The sequence below is a fragment of the Pseudomonas sp. LS.1a genome, from assembly GCF_022533585.1.
GTDB lineage: Bacteria > Pseudomonadota > Gammaproteobacteria > Pseudomonadales > Pseudomonadaceae > Aquipseudomonas.
The window spans coordinates 3,291,287-3,309,292 of record NZ_CP092827.1; the positions used below are offsets into that span (position 1 = coordinate 3,291,287).

General features: G+C 63.9%; 15 protein-coding genes and 2 pseudogenes. 10 read left to right on the top strand and 7 right to left on the bottom strand.

Annotated features, from left to right (window positions below; all coding sequences use genetic code 11):
• The first annotated feature begins 10 nt into the window (after positions 1 to 10).
• Positions 11 to 622: a LysE family translocator gene (locus MKK04_RS15110; protein ID WP_241105624.1), complete on the top strand. Its 612-nt coding sequence runs from the start codon at positions 11 to 13 to the stop codon at positions 620 to 622.
• A 117-nt stretch (positions 623 to 739) separates the two neighbouring features.
• On the opposite strand, the pseudogene MKK04_RS15115 reads toward MKK04_RS15110, so the two are convergent.
• Positions 740 to 868 (bottom strand): annotated as a pseudogene (locus MKK04_RS15115) (MFS transporter); the annotation flags it as partial.
• Positions 869 to 940: 72 nt separating this feature from the next.
• Positions 941 to 1,221 (bottom strand): annotated as a pseudogene (locus MKK04_RS15120) (LysR family transcriptional regulator); the annotation flags it as partial.
• A gap of 117 nt (positions 1,222 to 1,338) precedes the next feature.
• Here MKK04_RS15120 and MKK04_RS15125 point away from each other — a divergent pair.
• The 3 genes from MKK04_RS15125 (at position 1,339) to MKK04_RS15135 (ending at position 5,719) form a co-directional block, all read left to right on the top strand.
• Entirely contained in the window at positions 1,339 to 1,689 is a 351-nt protein-coding gene (locus MKK04_RS15125; RefSeq protein ID WP_233688283.1) for a cupin, read from the top strand.
• 217 nt (positions 1,690 to 1,906) lie between these two features.
• Positions 1,907 to 4,324 (top strand): glucose/quinate/shikimate family membrane-bound PQQ-dependent dehydrogenase, encoded by a 2,418-nt coding sequence (locus MKK04_RS15130; RefSeq protein WP_063914359.1) that lies wholly within the window; start codon positions 1,907 to 1,909, stop codon positions 4,322 to 4,324.
• Between the two features lie 126 nt (positions 4,325 to 4,450).
• A complete protein-coding gene (locus MKK04_RS15135; protein ID WP_233688282.1) occupies positions 4,451 to 5,719 on the top strand; it encodes a carbohydrate porin in 1,269 nt (422 codons plus the stop codon).
• Between the two features lie 119 nt (positions 5,720 to 5,838).
• On the opposite strand, the gene argE is transcribed toward MKK04_RS15135, so the two are convergent.
• A complete protein-coding gene (gene argE / locus MKK04_RS15140; RefSeq protein WP_207837748.1) occupies positions 5,839 to 6,999 on the bottom strand; it encodes an acetylornithine deacetylase in 1,161 nt (386 codons plus the stop codon).
• Positions 6,992 to 7,669: a DUF1028 domain-containing protein gene (locus MKK04_RS15145; RefSeq protein WP_207837746.1), complete on the bottom strand. Its 678-nt coding sequence runs from the start codon at positions 7,667 to 7,669 to the stop codon at positions 6,992 to 6,994. Before MKK04_RS15145 ends, argE begins: the two co-directional genes overlap by 8 nt.
• A 304-nt stretch (positions 7,670 to 7,973) precedes the next feature.
• Here MKK04_RS15145 and MKK04_RS15150 point away from each other — a divergent pair, with 304 nt between their 5' ends.
• Together MKK04_RS15150 and MKK04_RS15155 are read left to right on the top strand one after the other, a co-directional pair.
• Entirely contained in the window at positions 7,974 to 9,293 is a 1,320-nt protein-coding gene (locus MKK04_RS15150) for a flavin-containing monooxygenase (RefSeq protein WP_207837744.1), read from the top strand.
• Positions 9,293 to 9,709, top strand: a complete 417-nt coding sequence (locus tag MKK04_RS15155) for a RidA family protein (RefSeq protein ID WP_015270679.1) — start codon at positions 9,293 to 9,295, stop codon at positions 9,707 to 9,709. Before MKK04_RS15150 ends, MKK04_RS15155 begins: the two co-directional genes overlap by 1 nt.
• A 123-nt stretch (positions 9,710 to 9,832) precedes the next feature.
• Here the strand turns inward: MKK04_RS15155 and MKK04_RS15160 are convergent, their stop codons facing one another.
• Positions 9,833 to 10,675 carry an amidohydrolase family protein gene (locus tag MKK04_RS15160; protein ID WP_241105625.1) on the bottom strand — a complete coding sequence of 281 codons (843 nt, stop codon included), beginning with the start codon at positions 10,673 to 10,675 and terminating at the stop codon, positions 9,833 to 9,835.
• 127 nt (positions 10,676 to 10,802) lie between these two features.
• Here MKK04_RS15160 and MKK04_RS15165 point away from each other — a divergent pair, with 127 nt between their 5' ends.
• Entirely contained in the window at positions 10,803 to 11,738 is a 936-nt protein-coding gene (locus MKK04_RS15165) for a LysR family transcriptional regulator (protein WP_241105626.1), read from the top strand.
• 209 nt (positions 11,739 to 11,947) lie between these two features.
• Here the strand turns inward: MKK04_RS15165 and pgm are convergent, their stop codons facing one another.
• Positions 11,948 to 13,585, bottom strand: coding sequence for a phosphoglucomutase (alpha-D-glucose-1,6-bisphosphate-dependent) (gene pgm, locus MKK04_RS15170; protein WP_241105627.1), 1,638 nt, complete (start codon positions 13,583 to 13,585; stop codon positions 11,948 to 11,950).
• Between the two features lie 251 nt (positions 13,586 to 13,836).
• On the opposite strand from pgm, the gene MKK04_RS15175 reads away from it, so the two are divergent.
• From MKK04_RS15175 to MKK04_RS15185, 3 genes are all read left to right on the top strand, one after another.
• The gene (locus MKK04_RS15175) at positions 13,837 to 14,484 is read left to right on the top strand and encodes a DUF1345 domain-containing protein (RefSeq protein ID WP_241105628.1); all 648 of its coding nucleotides are present in this window, start codon (positions 13,837 to 13,839) and stop codon (positions 14,482 to 14,484) included.
• Between the two features lie 177 nt (positions 14,485 to 14,661).
• Positions 14,662 to 15,342 carry an RHS repeat-associated core domain-containing protein gene (locus tag MKK04_RS15180; protein WP_267933762.1) on the top strand — a complete coding sequence of 227 codons (681 nt, stop codon included), beginning with the start codon at positions 14,662 to 14,664 and terminating at the stop codon, positions 15,340 to 15,342.
• A gap of 296 nt (positions 15,343 to 15,638) precedes the next feature.
• On the top strand, positions 15,639 to 15,899 hold the full coding sequence (locus tag MKK04_RS15185) for a DUF1652 domain-containing protein (RefSeq protein ID WP_207837727.1): 261 nt from the start codon (positions 15,639 to 15,641) through the stop codon (positions 15,897 to 15,899).
• On the opposite strand, the gene MKK04_RS15190 is transcribed toward MKK04_RS15185, so the two are convergent.
• Positions 15,896 to 17,986, bottom strand: a complete 2,091-nt coding sequence (locus MKK04_RS15190) for a putative bifunctional diguanylate cyclase/phosphodiesterase (protein WP_241105629.1) — start codon at positions 17,984 to 17,986, stop codon at positions 15,896 to 15,898. The two genes, MKK04_RS15185 and MKK04_RS15190, sit on opposite strands and share 4 nt — an antisense overlap.
• Between the last annotated feature and the right edge of the window lie 20 nt (positions 17,987 to 18,006).

Genomic DNA, 18,006 nt, shown 5'->3' on the forward strand with positions numbered 1-18,006 from the left:
ATTTCCCACCATGGCACTCGACACCTGGCTCATCTACCTGCTGGCCAGCATCGGCCTGTCGCTGACCCCTGGCCCCAACAGCCTGCTGGCCCTGACCCACGGTGCGCTGTATGGCACACGCCGGACGTTGTTCACCATCGTTGGCGGGGTATTTGGCTTCAGCGCCCTGATCGCCTTGGCCATGTTCGGCCTCAGCGCGTTGCTGCAGACCTCGGCCTCGGTGCTGAGCGTGCTCAAATGGGTGGGTGGTGCCTATCTGATCTGGCTGGGTATCCAGCTGTGGCGCAGCCCGGGCCTGTACCTGGAACTGACCGCGCAAAGCGCGCGGCTGGGCAATGCCGACCTGTTCCGCCAGGGCCTGCTGTCGGCCATGGCCAACCCCAAGGTGCTGCTGTTCTATGGCGCTTTCCTGCCACAGTTCATCGACCCGCAGCGTGGGTTGCTGTTGCAGTTCGTGGTAATGGCGGCGACCTTTGCCAGCGTCGAGTTCCTGGTTGAATACCTGTTAGCGCGCCTGGCGTTTCGCATCCGGCCATGGCTGGCCAAGGGCGGCAAAGGCTTCAACCGCTGCTGCGGCAGCCTGTTTGCCTTGATTGGTGTGGCGTTGCCGCTTGGGCGATAGCGTCTGATACAGGCGTGTGCAGTTTTTTGTGGGAGCGGCCTTGCGTCGCGAAAGGGGTGCGAAGCGCCCCCAGGATCTTCGCATCACTGCAAAATTGCTGGCTCCGCTTGCTACCGTTCAACCCCGGCGCGCGTTGGCCAGGAAGATGAGCAAGGCCACGCCCGGTAACCCCGCCCCCACCAGCGCCACACCTTGCCAGCCAAACTGGCTGAACAGCGCACTGGCCACCGCCGACCCCTGCGCCCCGCAGGTACAGGGCGTTGATGCTGTCATTGGCCGCGCCAGGGTCGCCCTTTCTGCCCATAGCGAAAGCGCAGGCAGGTCATCCAGGCGGTCGCTGAGGTCGATGTCCAGCTCCAGCGCCGGATGCTGCGCCAGAAACGGCCCCAGGTGCGGGGCGATGACCCGCCTGCCGAACTCCACCGGCAAGCACACTGGCGGGTGGAGCGGTTGAGCAAGGTGGCGCCCAACGCCGTTTCCAGGGCATCGCCCAGGCGCGTCACCGACGATGTCGCCAGCCCAAGCCGGCGGGCGGCGGCAGAAAAGCCCTGAGCATCGACGGTGGCCACGAACATCTTCATCGCCAGGAGTTTGTCCATTTGCTGCCCGTCTTTCAAATCTCGGAAAGCTCTTACAAACAGCCGGGCGGGTCAGGAAGCGCGGTGCGCGGCAATTGCGTCCATAGTGGAACTACCCCCATCCAGACGAGGCTTTCCATGACACCGACCAACCTGCTGACCACCCTGCCCCCTTGCGACCCCACCTGCGCCGAACAGGTCGACGAGCTGCTCAGCCGCCCGGGCGTGCGCGTTGAGCGCATTGTTTCCAGCGGCCAGGCCAGCCCGCCTGGTTTCTGGTACGACCAGGCCGAAGGTGAATGGATCGTGCTGCTCAGTGGAGCCGCCGGCCTGCGCTTCGAGCACGAGAGCCACACCCGCCTGCTGGCGCCGGGCGATTGCCTGGACATCCCGCCGCACTATCGCCACCGCGTGGAATGGACCGCTCCCGGCACAGCCACCGTCTGGCTGGCGGTGTTCTACAGCAGCGCCACTCCATGGCCAGCGTGAACCCGGTCATTCCCTGTCCGGCTAAAGTCGAATGCAGGTTACACAACCGGCATGAACACCCTGATTACTGCAATTTTAAGCACCTGATCTAGACTTTTAGCCACACCTTGACGAGTTCATCCCTGCGACAATCCGCCCCACAAAATTATGTACCAACTTGTTAATTAGCAAGCTAAGAGATTACACTGCGCGCATTCCACCTGCTGAGATCCCTGGCATGAAAGAAACACCGCGCGCCTCTGGCGCCACAAACATCATCCTGGTCGGCCTGGGCGTGATCATCGCCCTGCTCGGCCTGCTCCTGGCTGCGGGCGGCGTCAAGCTGGCCGGCCTGGGCGGTTCCTGGTACTTCCTGACCGGCGGCCTGGCCATGGCCATCGCCGGTGTCCTTATCGCTCGCCGCAAGCCGGCTGGCGCCTGGCTGTACGCGGCGTTCCTGGTCGGAACTGCCATCTGGGCGCTGGTCGACGCTGGCCTGGTGTTCTGGCCGCTGTTCTCGCGCCTGTTCATGTTCGGCGCAATCGGCATGGTGGTGGCGCTGGTCTACCCGCTGCTGGCCCGTGCCAACGGCGCCAGCACCGGCCGTGGTGCCTATGGCGTTGCCGGGGTGATGGCCGTGGTGCTGGTGATCGCCGCCGGCAACATGTTCGTTGCCCACCCCAGCGTCGCCCCCACCGGCAAAGGCCCGGGCATGACCCCGGTCGAGGCCGACAAAGCGCAGAAGGACTGGGCCCACTACGGCAACACCGAAGGTGGCAGCCGCTTCGCCGCGCTGGACCAGATCAACCGCGACAACGTCAACAAGCTGAAAGTGGCCTGGACCTACCGCACCGGTGACGTGGCCCTCAGCGACGGCAACGGTGCCGAGGACCAGCTGACCCCGCTGCAGGTCGGCAACAAGGTGTTCATCTGCACCCCGCACAACAACCTGATCGCCCTCGATGCCGACACCGGCAAGGAGCTGTGGAAGAACGCGATCAACGCCCAGTCCAAGGTCTGGCAGCGTTGCCGTGGCATGGCCTACTTCGACGCCACAGCCGCCATCGCCCAGCCGACCCAGCCGAACAGTTCGCCGATCACCGTTGCGAGCGTACCGGCCGGTGCCAACTGCCAGCGTCGCCTGCTGACCAACACCATCGACGGCCGCCTGATCGCCGTCGACGCCGACACCGGCGAGTTCTGCCAGGGCTTCGGCAACAACGGCCAGGTCGACCTCAAGGCCGGCCTGGGGAATGTACCGGACTCCTACTACCAGCTGTCCTCGGCACCGCTGATGGCCGGTACCACGGTGGTGGTCGGCGGCCGCGTCGCCGACAACGTCCAGACCGACATGCCAGGCGGCGTGATCCGTGGTTTCGACGTGATCACGGGTGAAATGCGCTGGGCCTTCGACCCTGGCAACCCGGAGGATCGCCAGGCGCCGCAGGGCGACAGCACCTATGTGCGCAGCACCCCCAACAGCTGGGCGCCAATGTCCTACGACCCGGCGATGAACACCGTGTTCCTGCCGATGGGCTCGTCGTCCACCGACATCTACGGTGTTGAACGCAGCAAGCTGGACCATACCTACGGCGCTTCGGTACTGGCCCTGGACGCCACCACCGGCAACCAGAAGTGGGTGTTCCAGACCGTGCACAACGACCTGTGGGACTTCGACCTGCCAATGCAGCCGAGCCTGATCGACTTCACCAAGGACGACGGCCAGTCGGTCCCTGCGGTGGTGATCGGCACCAAGGCCGGGCAGATCTACGTGCTCGACCGTGCCACCGGCAAGCCACTGACCCAGGTCGACGAAGTACCGGTCAAGCCAGGCAACATCCCTGACGAGCCGTACTCGCCAACCCAGCCGAAGTCGGTGGGCATGCCGCAGATCGGCGCGCAGACCCTGACCGAGTCGGACATGTGGGGCGCGACCCCGTACGACCAGCTGCTGTGCCGCATCAACTTCAAGAAGATGCGCTACGACGGCCTGTACACCGCGCCAGGCACCGACCTGTCGCTGAGCTTCCCGGGGTCGCTGGGTGGCATGAACTGGGGCAGCATCTCCACCGACCCGGTACATGGTTTCATCTTCGTCAACGACATGCGCCTGGGCCTGTGGATCCAGATGATCCCGTCGCAGAACAAGGGCAATGCTGCTTCCGGTGGCGAAGCGCTGAACACCGGCATGGGCGCAGTACCGCTCAAGGGCACCCCGTATGCGGTGAACAAGAACCGCTTCCTGTCGGTGGCCGGCATTCCGTGCCAGGCGCCGCCATTCGGCACCCTGACCGCCATCGACATGAAAACCCGCCAGGTGGCGTGGCAGGTACCGGTAGGCACCGTTGAAGACACAGGCCCGCTCGGCATCCGCATGCACCTGCCGATCAAGATCGGCCTGCCGACCCTCGGCGGCACCCTGTCGACCCAGGGCGGCCTGGTGTTCATCGCCGGCACCCAGGACTTCTACCTGCGCGCCTACGACAGCAGCAACGGCAACGAAATCTGGAAAGCTCGCCTGCCAGTGGGCAGCCAGGGCGGCCCGATGACCTACGTCTCGCCGAAGACCGGCAAACAGTACGTGGTGATCACTGCTGGCGGCGCGCGCCAGTCGACTGACCGTGGCGACTACGTGATTTCTTACGCCTTGCCGTAAGACCGCGTCGCCTTCTTCGCGGGTAAACCCTCCCACAGGATAAGCACTGCCCTTACTGATGGTGCAGTCCCTGTGAGAGCGGGTTCACCCGCGAAGAGGCCCAAGAAGACAACCCGAGATTCAGCAATGCCATCCGCAATTCGCATCACACCCACCCTGCTCCTGGCCCTGGCCAGCACTTCTGCCCTGGCCGACGGCGACCTGATGACCCGCAGCACCCTGACCGGTGACTGGGGCGGCCTGCGTCACCAGCTGGAAGAAGACGGCGTCAGGTTCACCGGCGACTACAGCGGCGAAACCGCCTACAACGCCCATGGCGGCCTGCACCGTTCGGCGCGCTACTCGCAAAACCTGAAACTGGGCGTGCAGTTCGACCTGTCGAAACTGTATGGCCTGGACAACGGCGGCAAGGTCCAGCTGACCATCAACGACCGCCGCGGCAATAGCGCCTCGGAAGACCTGGTGGGCAACCGCCTGCCGATCCAGGAAAACTTCGGCGGCCTGTACACCCGCCTGACCGAACTGAGCTACGAGCGTACCCTGTTCACCCCGGCGCTCAACGTCAAGCTCGGCTACATGGCCATGGGCAACGACCTCGGTGGCCTGGACAGCGGCATCCTGTGCAACTTCATGAACGCCGGCTTCTGCGGCCACCCGCTGAACATGTCTGGCGGCAGTGGCTGGACCAACTACCCCAATGCCCACCTGGGCGTGCGGGTGAAGTACGACCTGTCGCCGTCCTGGCAGCTGCGTGTGGCAGCGTTCAACGTCGACCCGGAAAGCAACGGCAACTCCAGCCGCGCCTGGCACCTGGGCCCCAAGCACACCACCGGCACCGTGGTACCGGTAGAGCTGGTGTACAAGCTGCAGGGCGAGCTGCCTGGCGAGTACAAACTGGGCTATTACTACGACAGCTCCGACGTGAAACGCATCGGCAGCGACGAGGAAGTGTCCGGCCGTGGCGGCCACTACCTGCTGGTCGACCAGGCCGTGTGGAACGACCAGGGCTCGCCGGGCCGCAGCCTGCATGCCTTCGGCCAGTACTCGGCGTCGAGCAAGGCTGCCTCACCGTTCACCAAGTGGTATGGCGCCGGCGTGGTGCTGTACAAGCCGTTCGCAAGCCGCCCGAAGGATACCGTGGCGCTGGGCTATGGCCGTGCCGTGCCCAACCCGCGTAGCCGCGACGTGCTGGAAGATGCCGCGCTCAATGCCGGGCAGCCGTTCCCCGACATCGACAGCGCCGAGCAGTTGGTCGAGCTGAGCTATGGCTACCAGGCCACGCCGTGGCTGAACCTGCGCCCGGATGTGCAGTACATCATCGAACCGGGCGCGTTCTCCGGGAAGGACATCGACAACGCGCTGGTGGTTGGCCTGCAGGTCAAGGCTACCTTCTGAATACCCGGGGCCGCGCTGCGGCCCATTCGCGGGTGAACCCGCTCCCACAGGTACTGCACAGGCCTTGAGACTGACGAGATCCTGTGGGAGCGGGTTTACCCGCGAAGAGGCCAGCGCAATCAACCCTGCCTGAGGTAGTCCACCAGCCTCAGCAACATGGCATCACACCCCCGCAACTGCTCGACACTGACGAACTCATCCGGCTTGTGCCCCTGGTCCATGCTCCCTGGCCCACACACAACAGTCGGGATCCCTGCCTGGTCGAACAGCCCGCCTTCGGTACCAAACGCCACCGTACCGAACTGATCCGAGCCACTGAGCAACGCCACCAGGCGAGCCGCCTCACTATCCGCCGGCGTGGCCAGCCCCGGATACGCACTCAACGGCTGCAGGCGAATGGCGCTGGTCGCATTGACCCTGCGCATACGCGGCAGCAATTCAGCCTCGGCATAGGTCTGCAGCTGGTCGGCCACTGCCTGCGCCTCGAACCCCGGCAAGGCCCGCACTTCGAAATCGAACTCGCATTCCGCCGGCACGATGTTCAGTGCCCTGCCCCCTTTGATCACACCGGTCTGCACAGTGGAGAACGGTGGGTCGAAGCGTTCGTCGTGATGCGCCGGCAATGCCAGGGCATCGCCGATCTCACCCAGCTTGCCGATCAGCTTCGCCGCATACTCGATGGCATTCACCCCATAGGGCGCATACGCCGAGTGGCAGGCCGCACCCTGCACCTGGCAGCGCATCGCCAGCTTGCCTTTGTGCCCCAGCACCGGCTTGAGCTCGGTGGGCTCGCCAATCAGGCACAGCCGCGGCTTGTGCGGACGCTGCTCGAGCGCGGCCAGCATCGAGCGCACACCCAGGCAGCCGACTTCTTCGTCATAGGAGAACGCCAGGTGCACCGGCAGGCGCAACGGTTGGGCAAGGAACGCGGGCACAGCCGCCAGTACCGAAGCGATGAAGCCCTTCATGTCAGCCGTGCCACGGCCATACAGGCGCCCGTCGCGTTCACTCAGGGCAAACGGCTCGACCGTCCAGGCCTGGCCGTCCACCGGCACCACATCGGTATGCCCGGACAGCACCACGCCGCCAACGTCCCTGGGGCCGATGGTGGCGAACAGGTTGGCCTTGGTACCCTCCGGGTTATGGAACAACTCGCTCTGCACGCCCAACCCGGCCAGGTAGTCGCGGATGAAGGCAATCAGTTCAAGGTTGGAATCCCGGCTGACCGTGGCAAAGCCGATCAGCCGGGCCAGCAGCGCGCGGCTGGCAAATTCATTCATCGCCCGGCACCCCGTAGCTTGGCGCGGCAGTCGGGTTGAGGGCACGGGTGACGTAATCCTGCATCTGCGGCCGGTACGCCTGCCACAGGCCATCGAGTGCAGCGATCGGGTCCGTCTCGGCCCAGTCCACGCGCAGGTCCACCAACGGCCAGGTCAGCTCGCCGGCGATCTTCAACGCCGCCGAGTGCACCGGCCCGGCCTCGCCGCCTGCGGCCATTGCCGCGTGCATGGCGGCCAGCAGGCGGTCGGCCAGATGCCCGCCGGCTTGTTCAAAGGCCTGTACCATTGCCTCGATCACCTGGGTCGAGGCCAACAGGTTGCCTGCCGCCGCGCATTGCTCACCGACCACGGCGTGGTGCGTGCCCAGGGCTTCCTTACCGGTGAACAGCGCCACCTGGCCATGGCTGTCGATCACCGTGACCTGGCGGTACTCGCTCCAGCCATTGGCGCTCAGCACCCGGTCCAGCGCTGCGGCAGGTGGCAACTGCCCCTGTTCCAGGGCATCGAGAATCTGCGGGCCCAGCGCCGGCAAGGTGATGTTCTGGGTGGCGACCGCGCCCACACCGGCACGTACCCACGGGCAGCGGGCGCCCACGGCGATGCTCGAAGAGCTGATGGCAATACCGACCTGGCCGGTTTCCTGGCAACGACCAATGATGGAAAAAGTCATGTCATGGTTCCTGTTGTGCTGTGCGATGTACGGCATTCTGGGTGGAACCTTCCGGCAGGCGAAACGACCTTTTTCCGAGGGTTTGCCGAGGAAAAAACTATGACCACGAAGCGCTTGAAAAAAGCGCCGGCAAAACCGCCCCTGGAACCGCTGCAGGCGGCAGGATTCAAGGCCTTCGCCGTTTTATCGGCAAGCCCCAGCTAAATACTATTTTCGCCATTTCCACAGCATCCCTAGTCTGGCCCCAGGCAACGGCGGTCCTCCAAACCGACCTGACAAAAACCGCCTGAACAAGGGCTCGGACATGACACTGAACAACCTCGAAATCGACACCCTCGTCGTCGGCGCCGGCCAGGCCGGCGTGGCCATGAGCGAACACCTGAGCAAGCTTGGCGTGCCGCACCTGGTGCTGGAGCGCAAGCGTATCGCCGAGGCCTGGCGCACTGGCCGCTGGGACTCGCTGGTAGCCAACGGCCCGGCCTGGCACGACCGCTTCCCGGGGCTGGAATTCAACCTCGACGCCGATGCCTTCGCCGGCAAGGATCAGGTGGCCGACTACTTCGAGCAGTACGTACGCAAGTACAACCTGCCCGTACGCACCGGCATCGAAGTGAAGAAAGTGCTGCGCAACAGCGACCGCCCCGGTTTTACCATCGAAACCAATGAAGGCGTGATTCGCGCCAACCGCGTGGTCGCCGCCACCGGGCCGTTCCAGAAGCCGGTGATCCCGGCCATCGCGCCGAAAGACAGCAACCTGCACCAGATCCACTCCGCCGCCTATTACAACCCCGAGCAACTGCCCGAAGGCGCTGTGCTGGTGGTAGGCGCCGGTTCCTCCGGCGTACAGATCGCCGAAGAACTGATGCGTGCCGGGCGCCAGGTGTACCTCTCGGTCGGCGCCCACGATCGCCCGCCACGCGCTTACCGCAACCGCGACTTCTGCTGGTGGCTGGGCGTGCTGGGTGAGTGGGATGCGGAAATCGCCAAGCCTGGCCGCGAGCACGTGACCATTGCCGTCAGTGGCGCCCGTGGCGGCCACACCGTGGACTTCCGCGCCCTCGCCCACCAGGGCATGACCCTGGTCGGCCTGACCCAGTCGTTCGACAACGGCGTGGCGCGCTTCCAGGACAACCTGGTCGAAAACATCAACCGCGGCGACGACAACTACCTGGCCCTGCTCGATGCCGCCGATGCCTACATCGAACGCAATGGCCTGGACCTGCCGGAAGAGCCCGAAGCCCGCAAACGCCTGGCAGACCCGGAGTGCATGCGCAACCCGCTGCAGCAGCTGGACCTGGCCAAGGCCGGCGTCACCAGCATCATCTGGGCCACCGGTTACGGCGTCGACTTCAGCTGGCTGCAAGTAGACACCTTCGACGCCAACGGCAAGCCCCAGCACCAACGCGGCGTGGCCCGCGAGCCGGGCGTGTACTTCCTTGGCCTGCCGTGGCTGTCGCGCCGCGGCTCGTCGTTCATCTGGGGCGTGTGGCACGACGCCAAGCACGTCGCCGGCCACATCGCCACGCAACGCACCTATGCCGCCTACCGCGACCGCGAACAACGCGCAGCGGATGAGCAGCAACAGCCCAAGATCAGCAACGTCAGCACCCTCGGAGCCCACTGATGCCTACCCATACCCGCATCCGCATGTTCAACACCAAGGCCACCTACCCCAACCAGACCCTGGACAACGACCTGTGCCAGGCGGTGCGCGCCGGCAACACTATCTACGTGCGCGGCCAGGTCGGCACCGACTTCGAAGGCAACCTGGTGGGCCTGGGTGACCCACGGGCGCAGGCCGAGCAGGCGATGAAGAACGTCAAGCAACTACTCGAAGAAGCCGGCTCGGACCTGTCGCACATCGTCAAGACCACCACCTACATCACCGACCCGCGCTTCCGCGAGCCGGTGTACAAGGAGGTGGGCAAGTGGCTCAAGGGGGTGTTCCCGATTTCCACCGGGCTGGTGGTAGCCGGGTTGGCCCAGGCCGAATGGCTGATGGAGATCGACGTGATCGCGGTGGTGCCTGATTCGGTCTGATCGGTTCTTATGCGGTCAATTGCAGAAGCGGCCTTATGTCGCGATGGGCAGCGCAGCCCATCGCGACACAAGGCCGCTCCTGAAAGAGTCAGCGCAAGACCTGGCGATAAATGCAAAACAACTTCAGCTCACGCCGCCCGTGGTAAAGCCGAACAGCCGTCGTGGGGTGTCCCACATCACACTGCGACGCAGCCGGGCGTCCGGCATCAAGCGTTCCGCCAATTTCAGCAGCGGACCGTAGTCCACTCGTGAGCGCTGGCGAATGAACGGCCAGTCCGAACCCCATACACAACCCTGCGCACCAAAGGCTTCGAGCAGCGCGTGCACGTAGGCACGGCTTTGCTCCAGCAATGCATCGGCCGCGGCGAACTTCTGCATACCCGACAGCTTCACCCAGGCCCGGCCACTATCGGCCAGCCGCAGCAGGGCGCGGAAACCATGCTGCTGCACACCAGCCGCCACTTCTGGCCGGCCGCAATGGTCGATCAGCAGGCGCGCACGTGAGCCCTGCAGCAGGCCGCGCAGGTCCGGCAACTGGTCTTTGCACACCTGGACCTGCGCGAACAGATCGAGTTCGGCGAGCTTGCCGAACAGCCCTTCAACGCCCTTGAGGCTGGCGACCCCGTACAGCGCGGGGTTGAAGGCGATACCGACTACCCCTTGCGCCTGCAGTGCGGCCAGCGCGTCGAGGCCGATATCCGGCTCGACCACTGCTATGCCCTTGAACCGCCCCTGCCCGCTGGCCAGCGCATGCAGCAGGCAGCGATTGTCAGTGTGGTAGCCGCTGTTGGCCCCCACCAGCAAGGCGTGCTGTACACCGTAGGCGTCCATCACACGGCTGAACTGTTCCTGGGTGGCAACCTCCTGACCGGAAGGTGCATAGGGAGCATCGGGGTGGTAAGGGAAACGCGCAGGGTCAAACAGATGGTTATGGCAATCAATCTTCGCTTCATCAAAGATGCTCACGCAGCACTCCCCGGCAGATGTTGTTATCGTAAGCCACAAGGGCGATCAGGCTGGGCTCAGAGTACTGCGTAGTGCAAAGGTGGCGCTCATACCCAGATGGCGCAGACCATAACCTAAGGTAATACACATGTTGCCTGGCAACGAAGGCACGGACGCCAGCCCGATGGTGTTCAAACTGCGGCACATGGAAGTGTTCCGGGCAGTGATGCTGACCGGTTCGATCAGCGCGGCGGCCAAGCTGCTGTATGTGTCGCAGCCGGCGGTGAGCAAGCTGATCCAGTACATCGAAGGGCGCCTGGCCTACCCGCTGTTCGAGCGCATCAACAACCGCCTGGTGCCGACGGCAGAAGCGCAGGTGCTGTTCCGCGAAGTCGAGCGAGTGTACCAGGCAGCGCTGGAGGTCAACGAGTGCGCCGTGGCACTGGCCGCCGGCGGCCAGCGCAAGCTGCGCATCTCGTGCAGCGCGTCGTTGTCCACGGTAGTCATCCCGATCGCCCTGGCCCAGCTCAAGCGTGAGTCACCGTCGCTGAACATCGAATGGCAGACCTCGCTAATGGGCGAAATGCCCAACCAGATCCTGTCGAAGAAGGTCGACCTGTCTATTGCCGCCCTGCCGGTGGTGCATGACCACCTGCATTCGCAGGCGTTCATGCGTGGGCGCATGGTGGTGGTGATGCCACCCGGCCACCCTCTGGCCGGGCAACCCGAACTGACCTTGCAACAGCTGGAGGGCCATGCCTTGCTGCTGTTCCGGCCCGACATGCCGTTTGGCAAACTGCTGGCCGAGCATATCGGGCGCTGCGGGGTGCAGCTGAAATCCCTGTTGTCGTTTACCAATGCCAACGAGGCAGTTGCCTTGGTCAAGCAAGGCATGGGCATCAGCGTGATCGACGAGTTCGTCGCGCAGGACAGCGGGCTCGCGGTGGTACCACTGACCGACGAGATTCACTTCGATATCAGCTTTGTCTATTCACGGTTCGAGCCGCCGTCACATGCAGCGATGCATTTGATGCGGGTGTTGCAGGGCCAGGCGCAGAAGCTTGGGCGGGCGATTGTAGGCTGAGGCCTTTGGGGCAGACGCGATTCCCGGGGGAGCAACTGTCTTGTGTAACCTGTCAGGCCTCATCGCCGGCAAGCCAGCTCCCACAGGGATAGCACAGCCCTTGAGGCCAATACAGTTGCGGCGTCGATCATGGGGAAAGCCCTGCGGCGGTGTAAATAGGACTATTTCCAATTTACACCATGCCGCAGAACCAAGCGGTTTGTTACCTGTCAGGCAATCGCCGCATCCACCAGCACCTGTGCTTCCTGCACCAGGCGCTGCAGGTGCGCCTCGTCGATGAAGCTTTCGGCGTAGATCTTGTAGATGTCCTCGGTGCCCGACGGGCGCGCGGCGAACCAGCCATTGGCGGTCATCACCTTCAGCCCGCCAATCGCCTGGCCGTTGCCCGGCGCATGGCTGAGGATCTGCACGATCGGCTCACCCGCCAGCTCGGTCGACTTCACCTGCTCCGGCGCCAGCTTGCTCAGCAAAGCCTTCTGCCGGGCATCGGCCTTGGCTTCGACACGGGTGGCGAACGGCTTGCCCAGCGCCTCGGTCAGGTCGGCGTAGGCCTGGCTCGGGTTGCGCCCGGTGCGGGCGGTCATTTCGGCGGCCAGCAAGGCCGGGATCAGCCCGTCCTTGTCGGTAGCCCAGACCGAGCCATCACGGCGCAGGAACGAAGCCCCCGCACTTTCCTCGCCACCAAAGCCCAACGAGCCGTCGAACAGGCCCTGGGCGAAGAACTTGAAGCCCACCGGCACTTCGTAGAGCTCGCGGCCCAAGCGCTGAGTGACGCGGTCGATCAGGCCGCTGGACACCACCGTCTTGCCGACGGCGGCATCGCTGCGCCATTGCGGGCGGTGGCGATACAGGTAGTCGATGGCCACGGCCAGGTAGTTGTTCGGCTGCAGCAGGCCATCCGGGGTGACGATGCCATGGCGGTCGTGGTCCGGGTCGCAGGCGAAGGCCACGTCGAAGCGTTCGCGCAGGCCGATCAGGCCCTGCATGGCGTATGGCGAGGACGGGTCCATGCGGATCTGGCCGTCCCAGTCGACGGTCATGAAGCGGAAGGTCGGGTCGACCTCGGTGTTCACCACTTCCAGGTCCAGCTGGTAATGCTCGGCGATCGCCGACCAGTAGCGCACCCCTGCCCCGCCCAGCGGGTCGACACCCAGGCGCAGCTTGGCGCCGCGGATGACGTCGAAGTCGATGACGTTTTCCAGGTCGGCCACGTAGTTGCTCACGTAGTCGTGGCGCCGGGTGGTGGATGCCCGCAGCGCCTGGGCATGGTCCATGCGCTTGACGCCCGCCAGGTCAGCGGCCAGCAGTTCGTTGGCCTTGGCCTCGATCCACTTGGTCACGTCGCTGTCGGCCGGGCCGCCATTGGGCGGGTTGTACTTGAAGCCACCACTCTGCGGCGGGTTGTGCGACGGGGTGATGACGATGCCGTCGGCCAGGCCCTGCTCGCGGCCACGGTTATGGCAGAGGATGGCGTGGGATACGGCCGGCGTCGGCGTGTATTCGTCATCCTTGGACAGCATCACCTGCACGCCATTGGCCGCCAGTACTTCCAGGGCGCTGGCGGTGGCCGGTGCCGACAGCGCGTGGGTATCGGCGCCGATGAACAGCGGGCCATCGATGCCCTTCTCCTGGCGATACAGGCAGATGGCCTGGGTAATGGCCAGGACGTGGTACTCGTTGAAACTCAATTCAAGCGAAGTGCCCCGGTGCCCCGAGGTGCCGAAGGCCACGCGCTGGGCCGCCACGGCAGCGTCGGGGCGGCCGGTGTAGTAGGCGGTGAGCAGTCGGGGAATATCGACCAGCACGCTGGCCGGAGCCGGCTTGCCTGCCAAAGGACTGAGCGTCATGCAGAAACCTCGAGTTCAACGAATGTTGGTGTTGGAGCGTGCAGTGTACTGAGAGTTGCAAGAGCGCGCGATGGGCGGCAGCAAAGAATCAGTGAGCGCACCGCACACCCTGTGGGGCGGCTTTAGCCGCGAAGAATCCAACGCGGTGCCTGCTTCGCGGGCTCGCCCGCTCCCACAATGGACCCGCGCATGTCCCTCATCTCTGTAATGACCGTCTAGAGTGGTACCCATACACCCGAAAACGAGGCCACATGGCTTTCCACCGCCTGACCCACACCCACCCGCGCCTGAGCATCGCCACCGTGGTCGGCCTGCTCGGCGGCTGGCTGATCCCCGCCAGCGACAGCGTGCAGCACATCCTCGCCGGCTGGAACCTGGGCGTGTGGCTGTACCTGCTGCTGGTGCTCTACCTGAGCTGGAGCGCCAGCGCAGAGAAGGTGCGCAAGGTCGCCCGCGTCGAAGACGAAAACGCCGGCCTGGTCCTGCTCACCGTATGCATCGCCGCCATCGCCAGCCTTGCCGCCGTCACCCTGCAACTGGTGTCCAGCCGAGGCCTGCAAGGCAGCGCCCTGGCCTTGCACTACCTCTACACCGGCCTGACCGTAGCCGGCTCCTGGCTGCTGATCGGCTGCATCTTCAGCCTGCACTACGCACGGTTGTTCTATACCGGACAAAACCACGAACCGCCGCTGCGCTTCGTCGATGGCGAACGCAACCCCGATTACTGGGACTTCCACTACTTCTCGTTCACCATCAGCGTGGCGGTACAAACCTCCGACGTGGGCGTTGCCGGGCGGGGGCTGCGACGGGTAGTGCTGGCGCATTCGCTGGTGGGGTTTGTTTTCAATACCGCGATTCTAGGATTCACCATCAACATCGCAGCTGGGCTATCAGGTTGATGACCTGCCAGTTTTGCCAGTAGACGCCAGGTTAACCAATAGAAAAAATCAAAAGCCCACCAACCTCCACAGGTCGATAACATGACGGCTCTTGAGAAACCACCAAGCCCTACCAGACATTTCTATCAATCAAACCGTCTGTGTAGTCTGATTGGGTCGAGGGCTGAACGACTAGTAATGGCTCAGGCAGTCGCGATCGGGCAGCAATCAAGCAACAGGAAGGTACAGCTCTTTCATTTGGATTCGGCAGAATCGGTCATAGGGAGCTCCGCAGCACCGTCAGCCTATCAATACCCTCCCTTTGGAGGAGGCCGCATAGGGACTGCCCTGCTCATGGCAGCGTTCGTCGGTCAACACTTCGATGAGACGTCTGGCGGATATCCATTGGGCAATGGACGACGGGTTTATAAACCCGAAGTTTTCCGCTTTACATCTCCTGACATGCTGTCTCCTTTTGACAAAGGGGGAGCGAATCCTTACAGCTACTGCCTGGGAGACCCCATCAACAGGCATGATCCAAGCGGTCAATTTCCGATATTCCGTTACCTGCTTCGTGCCGTTGCTCGAACGACGGTGACGGCTTCACGTCATTTCAATCGCGCTACCGAAGCGCTAATTCGAATGGTTGATGAAGTTGTCGCGGACACTTTGCGTGATGCGGGCAGGCAGCTAACCCCGATTTTTGAAGCAGGCCGCGAAGTAATAACCGCTGCTGCTGCTGCGGTGCCAACAGAGCTCTCCATGAGGGTCAACACCCTGCACCTGACACTTGAACCTCCAACTCCGCGAGCACCGAGAGCTGACACTCAATCACCGAACCAATTGGGAGAACAACGCACTCATATTCGCAGGCGTTGATTAAGGGAAATACCCAATGACCGCCGCGCCGCTCGTCGGAAAATACTGAACGACAGCCTCACCAGAAAATCTAGCTACCTCCCCCGGTAGCCGCTGCAATCGTGCAAGGAAAACGTTTGCCTGGCAGCCCCCGCCGGACAGCTTCCGTGACAAGGATGTGACCGCTGTCATGCATTAACACATTTGTCTTGTTTGCCGCCGAGAATCGCGCGTGGCAGGTGCTATGGTTAGTTTCCCGGCGGCCGCATCGATGTGGCCACCCACTCACCACGTCCAGGTAGGACAAGGAGGCTGGCATGAACAAGATGACGTTCCCCAACGCCTGCCAGGTGATGCGCTGGCATTTCCACCCGCTGGGCTTCGAAGCCAGCATGGATGCGCCACGCAGCATGGTTGCACGGCTGTTTGACCGCGCCACCGGTGAAACCCTGCTGGCGATTGCCGGCATCCCCTGCTCGGCGATCATGGCCGCCGCCGATGTAGAGCGCATCATCGAGGCCGTCGAGGCGGAGATGGATGCCTTCATGCCCGCCTTCACCCTGCGTGACGCGGTCTAGCCCACTGCCGTACTCTCCTGGCGCATGGCCTGCAACTTGCCCATGAACTGCTCGGCTGGCACCGGCTGGCCCAGCAGGTAGCCTTGCAACGAATCGCAGCCCAGGCGGGTCAGGAAGTCCTGCTGCTTGTCGGTCTCCACCCCTTCGGCAACGATGCGCAGGCCCAGCGCCTGGCCTAGCGCGACGATGGCTGAGACGATCGCCGCATCGTCACTGTCCTGCTCCAGCTCACGCACGAAGCCGCGGTCAATCTTCAGCTCGTTGGCTGGCAGGCGCTTGAGGTACATCAGGCTGGAATAGCCAGTACCAAAGTCATCGATGGACAAGTCCACGCCCATGTCGGACAACTGCTGCAGCACCGTGAGGCTGGCATCGGCGTCGTGCATGGCAGTGGTTTCGGTAATTTCCAGGGTCAGGCAGTTGGCCGGCAGGTTGCTCTGCTGCAGGGCCCGGGCCACGCTCTCGACCAGCCCGGCATGGCAGAACTGGATGGCCGACAGGTTCACCGCCATGCGCCAGCCCTGGTACCCCTGGTCCAGCCACTCGCGCATCTGCCGGCAGGCCTCGATGAGCACCCACTCGCCAATGGGGATGATCAGGCCGGTCTTTTCCGCCAGGCCAATGAAGCGGTCAGGCAGCAACAAGCCCTGCTGCGGGTGCTCCCAGCGCAACAAGGCCTCGGCCCCGATCGGCTGGCAGGCCTGGGCGTCGAACTTGGGCTGGTAGTGCAGGCGGAACTGACGCTGCTCGAGGGCCTGGCGCAGGTCCTGCAATAGCTGCAATTGCTGGCGGGCGTTGCTGTTCATCGACACGTCGAAGAAGCTGTAGCCATTCTTGCCGGCGCTCTTGGCGTGGTACATGGCGGCGTCGGCATTGCGCAGCAGCTCGTGCTGGTCCTGGCCATTGCCCGGGTACAGGACGATGCCCAGGCTCGCCGTCAGTTGCAGGTCATGCTCGGCCACGCGGAACGGCCGTGACACCAGGTTGACCTGCTTGACTGCCACATCCATGGCATCGTTCGGCTCACGCAGTTCCACCAGCAGCACGAATTCGTCGCCGCCGATGCGCGCCAGCGTGTCCTGGCTGTGCAGGTGACCGCGCAGGCGCGCCGCCACGGCCTTGAGCAGCAGGTCACCGATGTGATGGCCAAAAGCATCATTGACCGGTTTGAAGCCATCCAGGTCGATGAACATCAAGGCAAAACAGCCGCCCTGCTCCGCCACCTTGGCGATGGCCTGCTCGATGCGGTCGGCCAGCAGGGATCGGTTAGGCAAGTCGGTGAGCGTGTCGTGCAAGGCCAGTTGGGTCAGTTCCTGGTTAGCCAGGGTCAGCGAGCGGGCCAGCTCGGCGGTGCGCGCCTCGAGGCGGGCGTCCAGCACCGAGGTGAGCAAGGCCACTGCCAGTACGGCCAGGGTGGTGATCAACACCAGGTAGACCAGACCATCGCCTTGCAAACCGCCGCCCGCCAGTGCACCGCAGAAACTGCCCTCGGGGAAGTTCGCCGCCGCCATGCCGGTGTAGTGCATGCCGACGATCGCAAAGCCCATCACCACTGCCGCCAGGCCGCGAATCTGCCGCACATAGGGGGTGTGCGCGCGCAGGCGGAAGGCGATCCACAAGGCCGCTGCCGAGGCGCCCACGGCAATCAGCAGCGAAGCACCGAACAGCGTCGGGTCATAGTCGATGCCCGGCAGCATGCGCAGCGCGGCCATACCGGTGTAGTGCATGCAGGCGATGCCTGCGCCCATGATCAGCGCACCAAACCCCAACTGCAGTCCCGGCAGGCTCGGTTGGCTGACCAGCCACAAGGCAAAGCCCGAGGACAACACGGCAATCAGCAGCGAGAACGCGGTCAGGGCGAGGTCGTAACCCAGGTCTATGGGCAGGCTGAAAGCGAGCATGCCAATGAAGTGCATCGACCACACGCCGATGCCCATGGCCAGCGCGCCCCCCACCATCCACAGCCAGGCAGCCCGGCCTTTGGCCATGGCGATGCGGCCTGTCAGGTCAAGGGCGGTATAGGACGCCAGGATCGCCACGCACAGCGAAATCAACACCAGCGAAAAGGAGTAGCTACCGGTCAGCATTGGGAGTTCCAGCGGCGGGA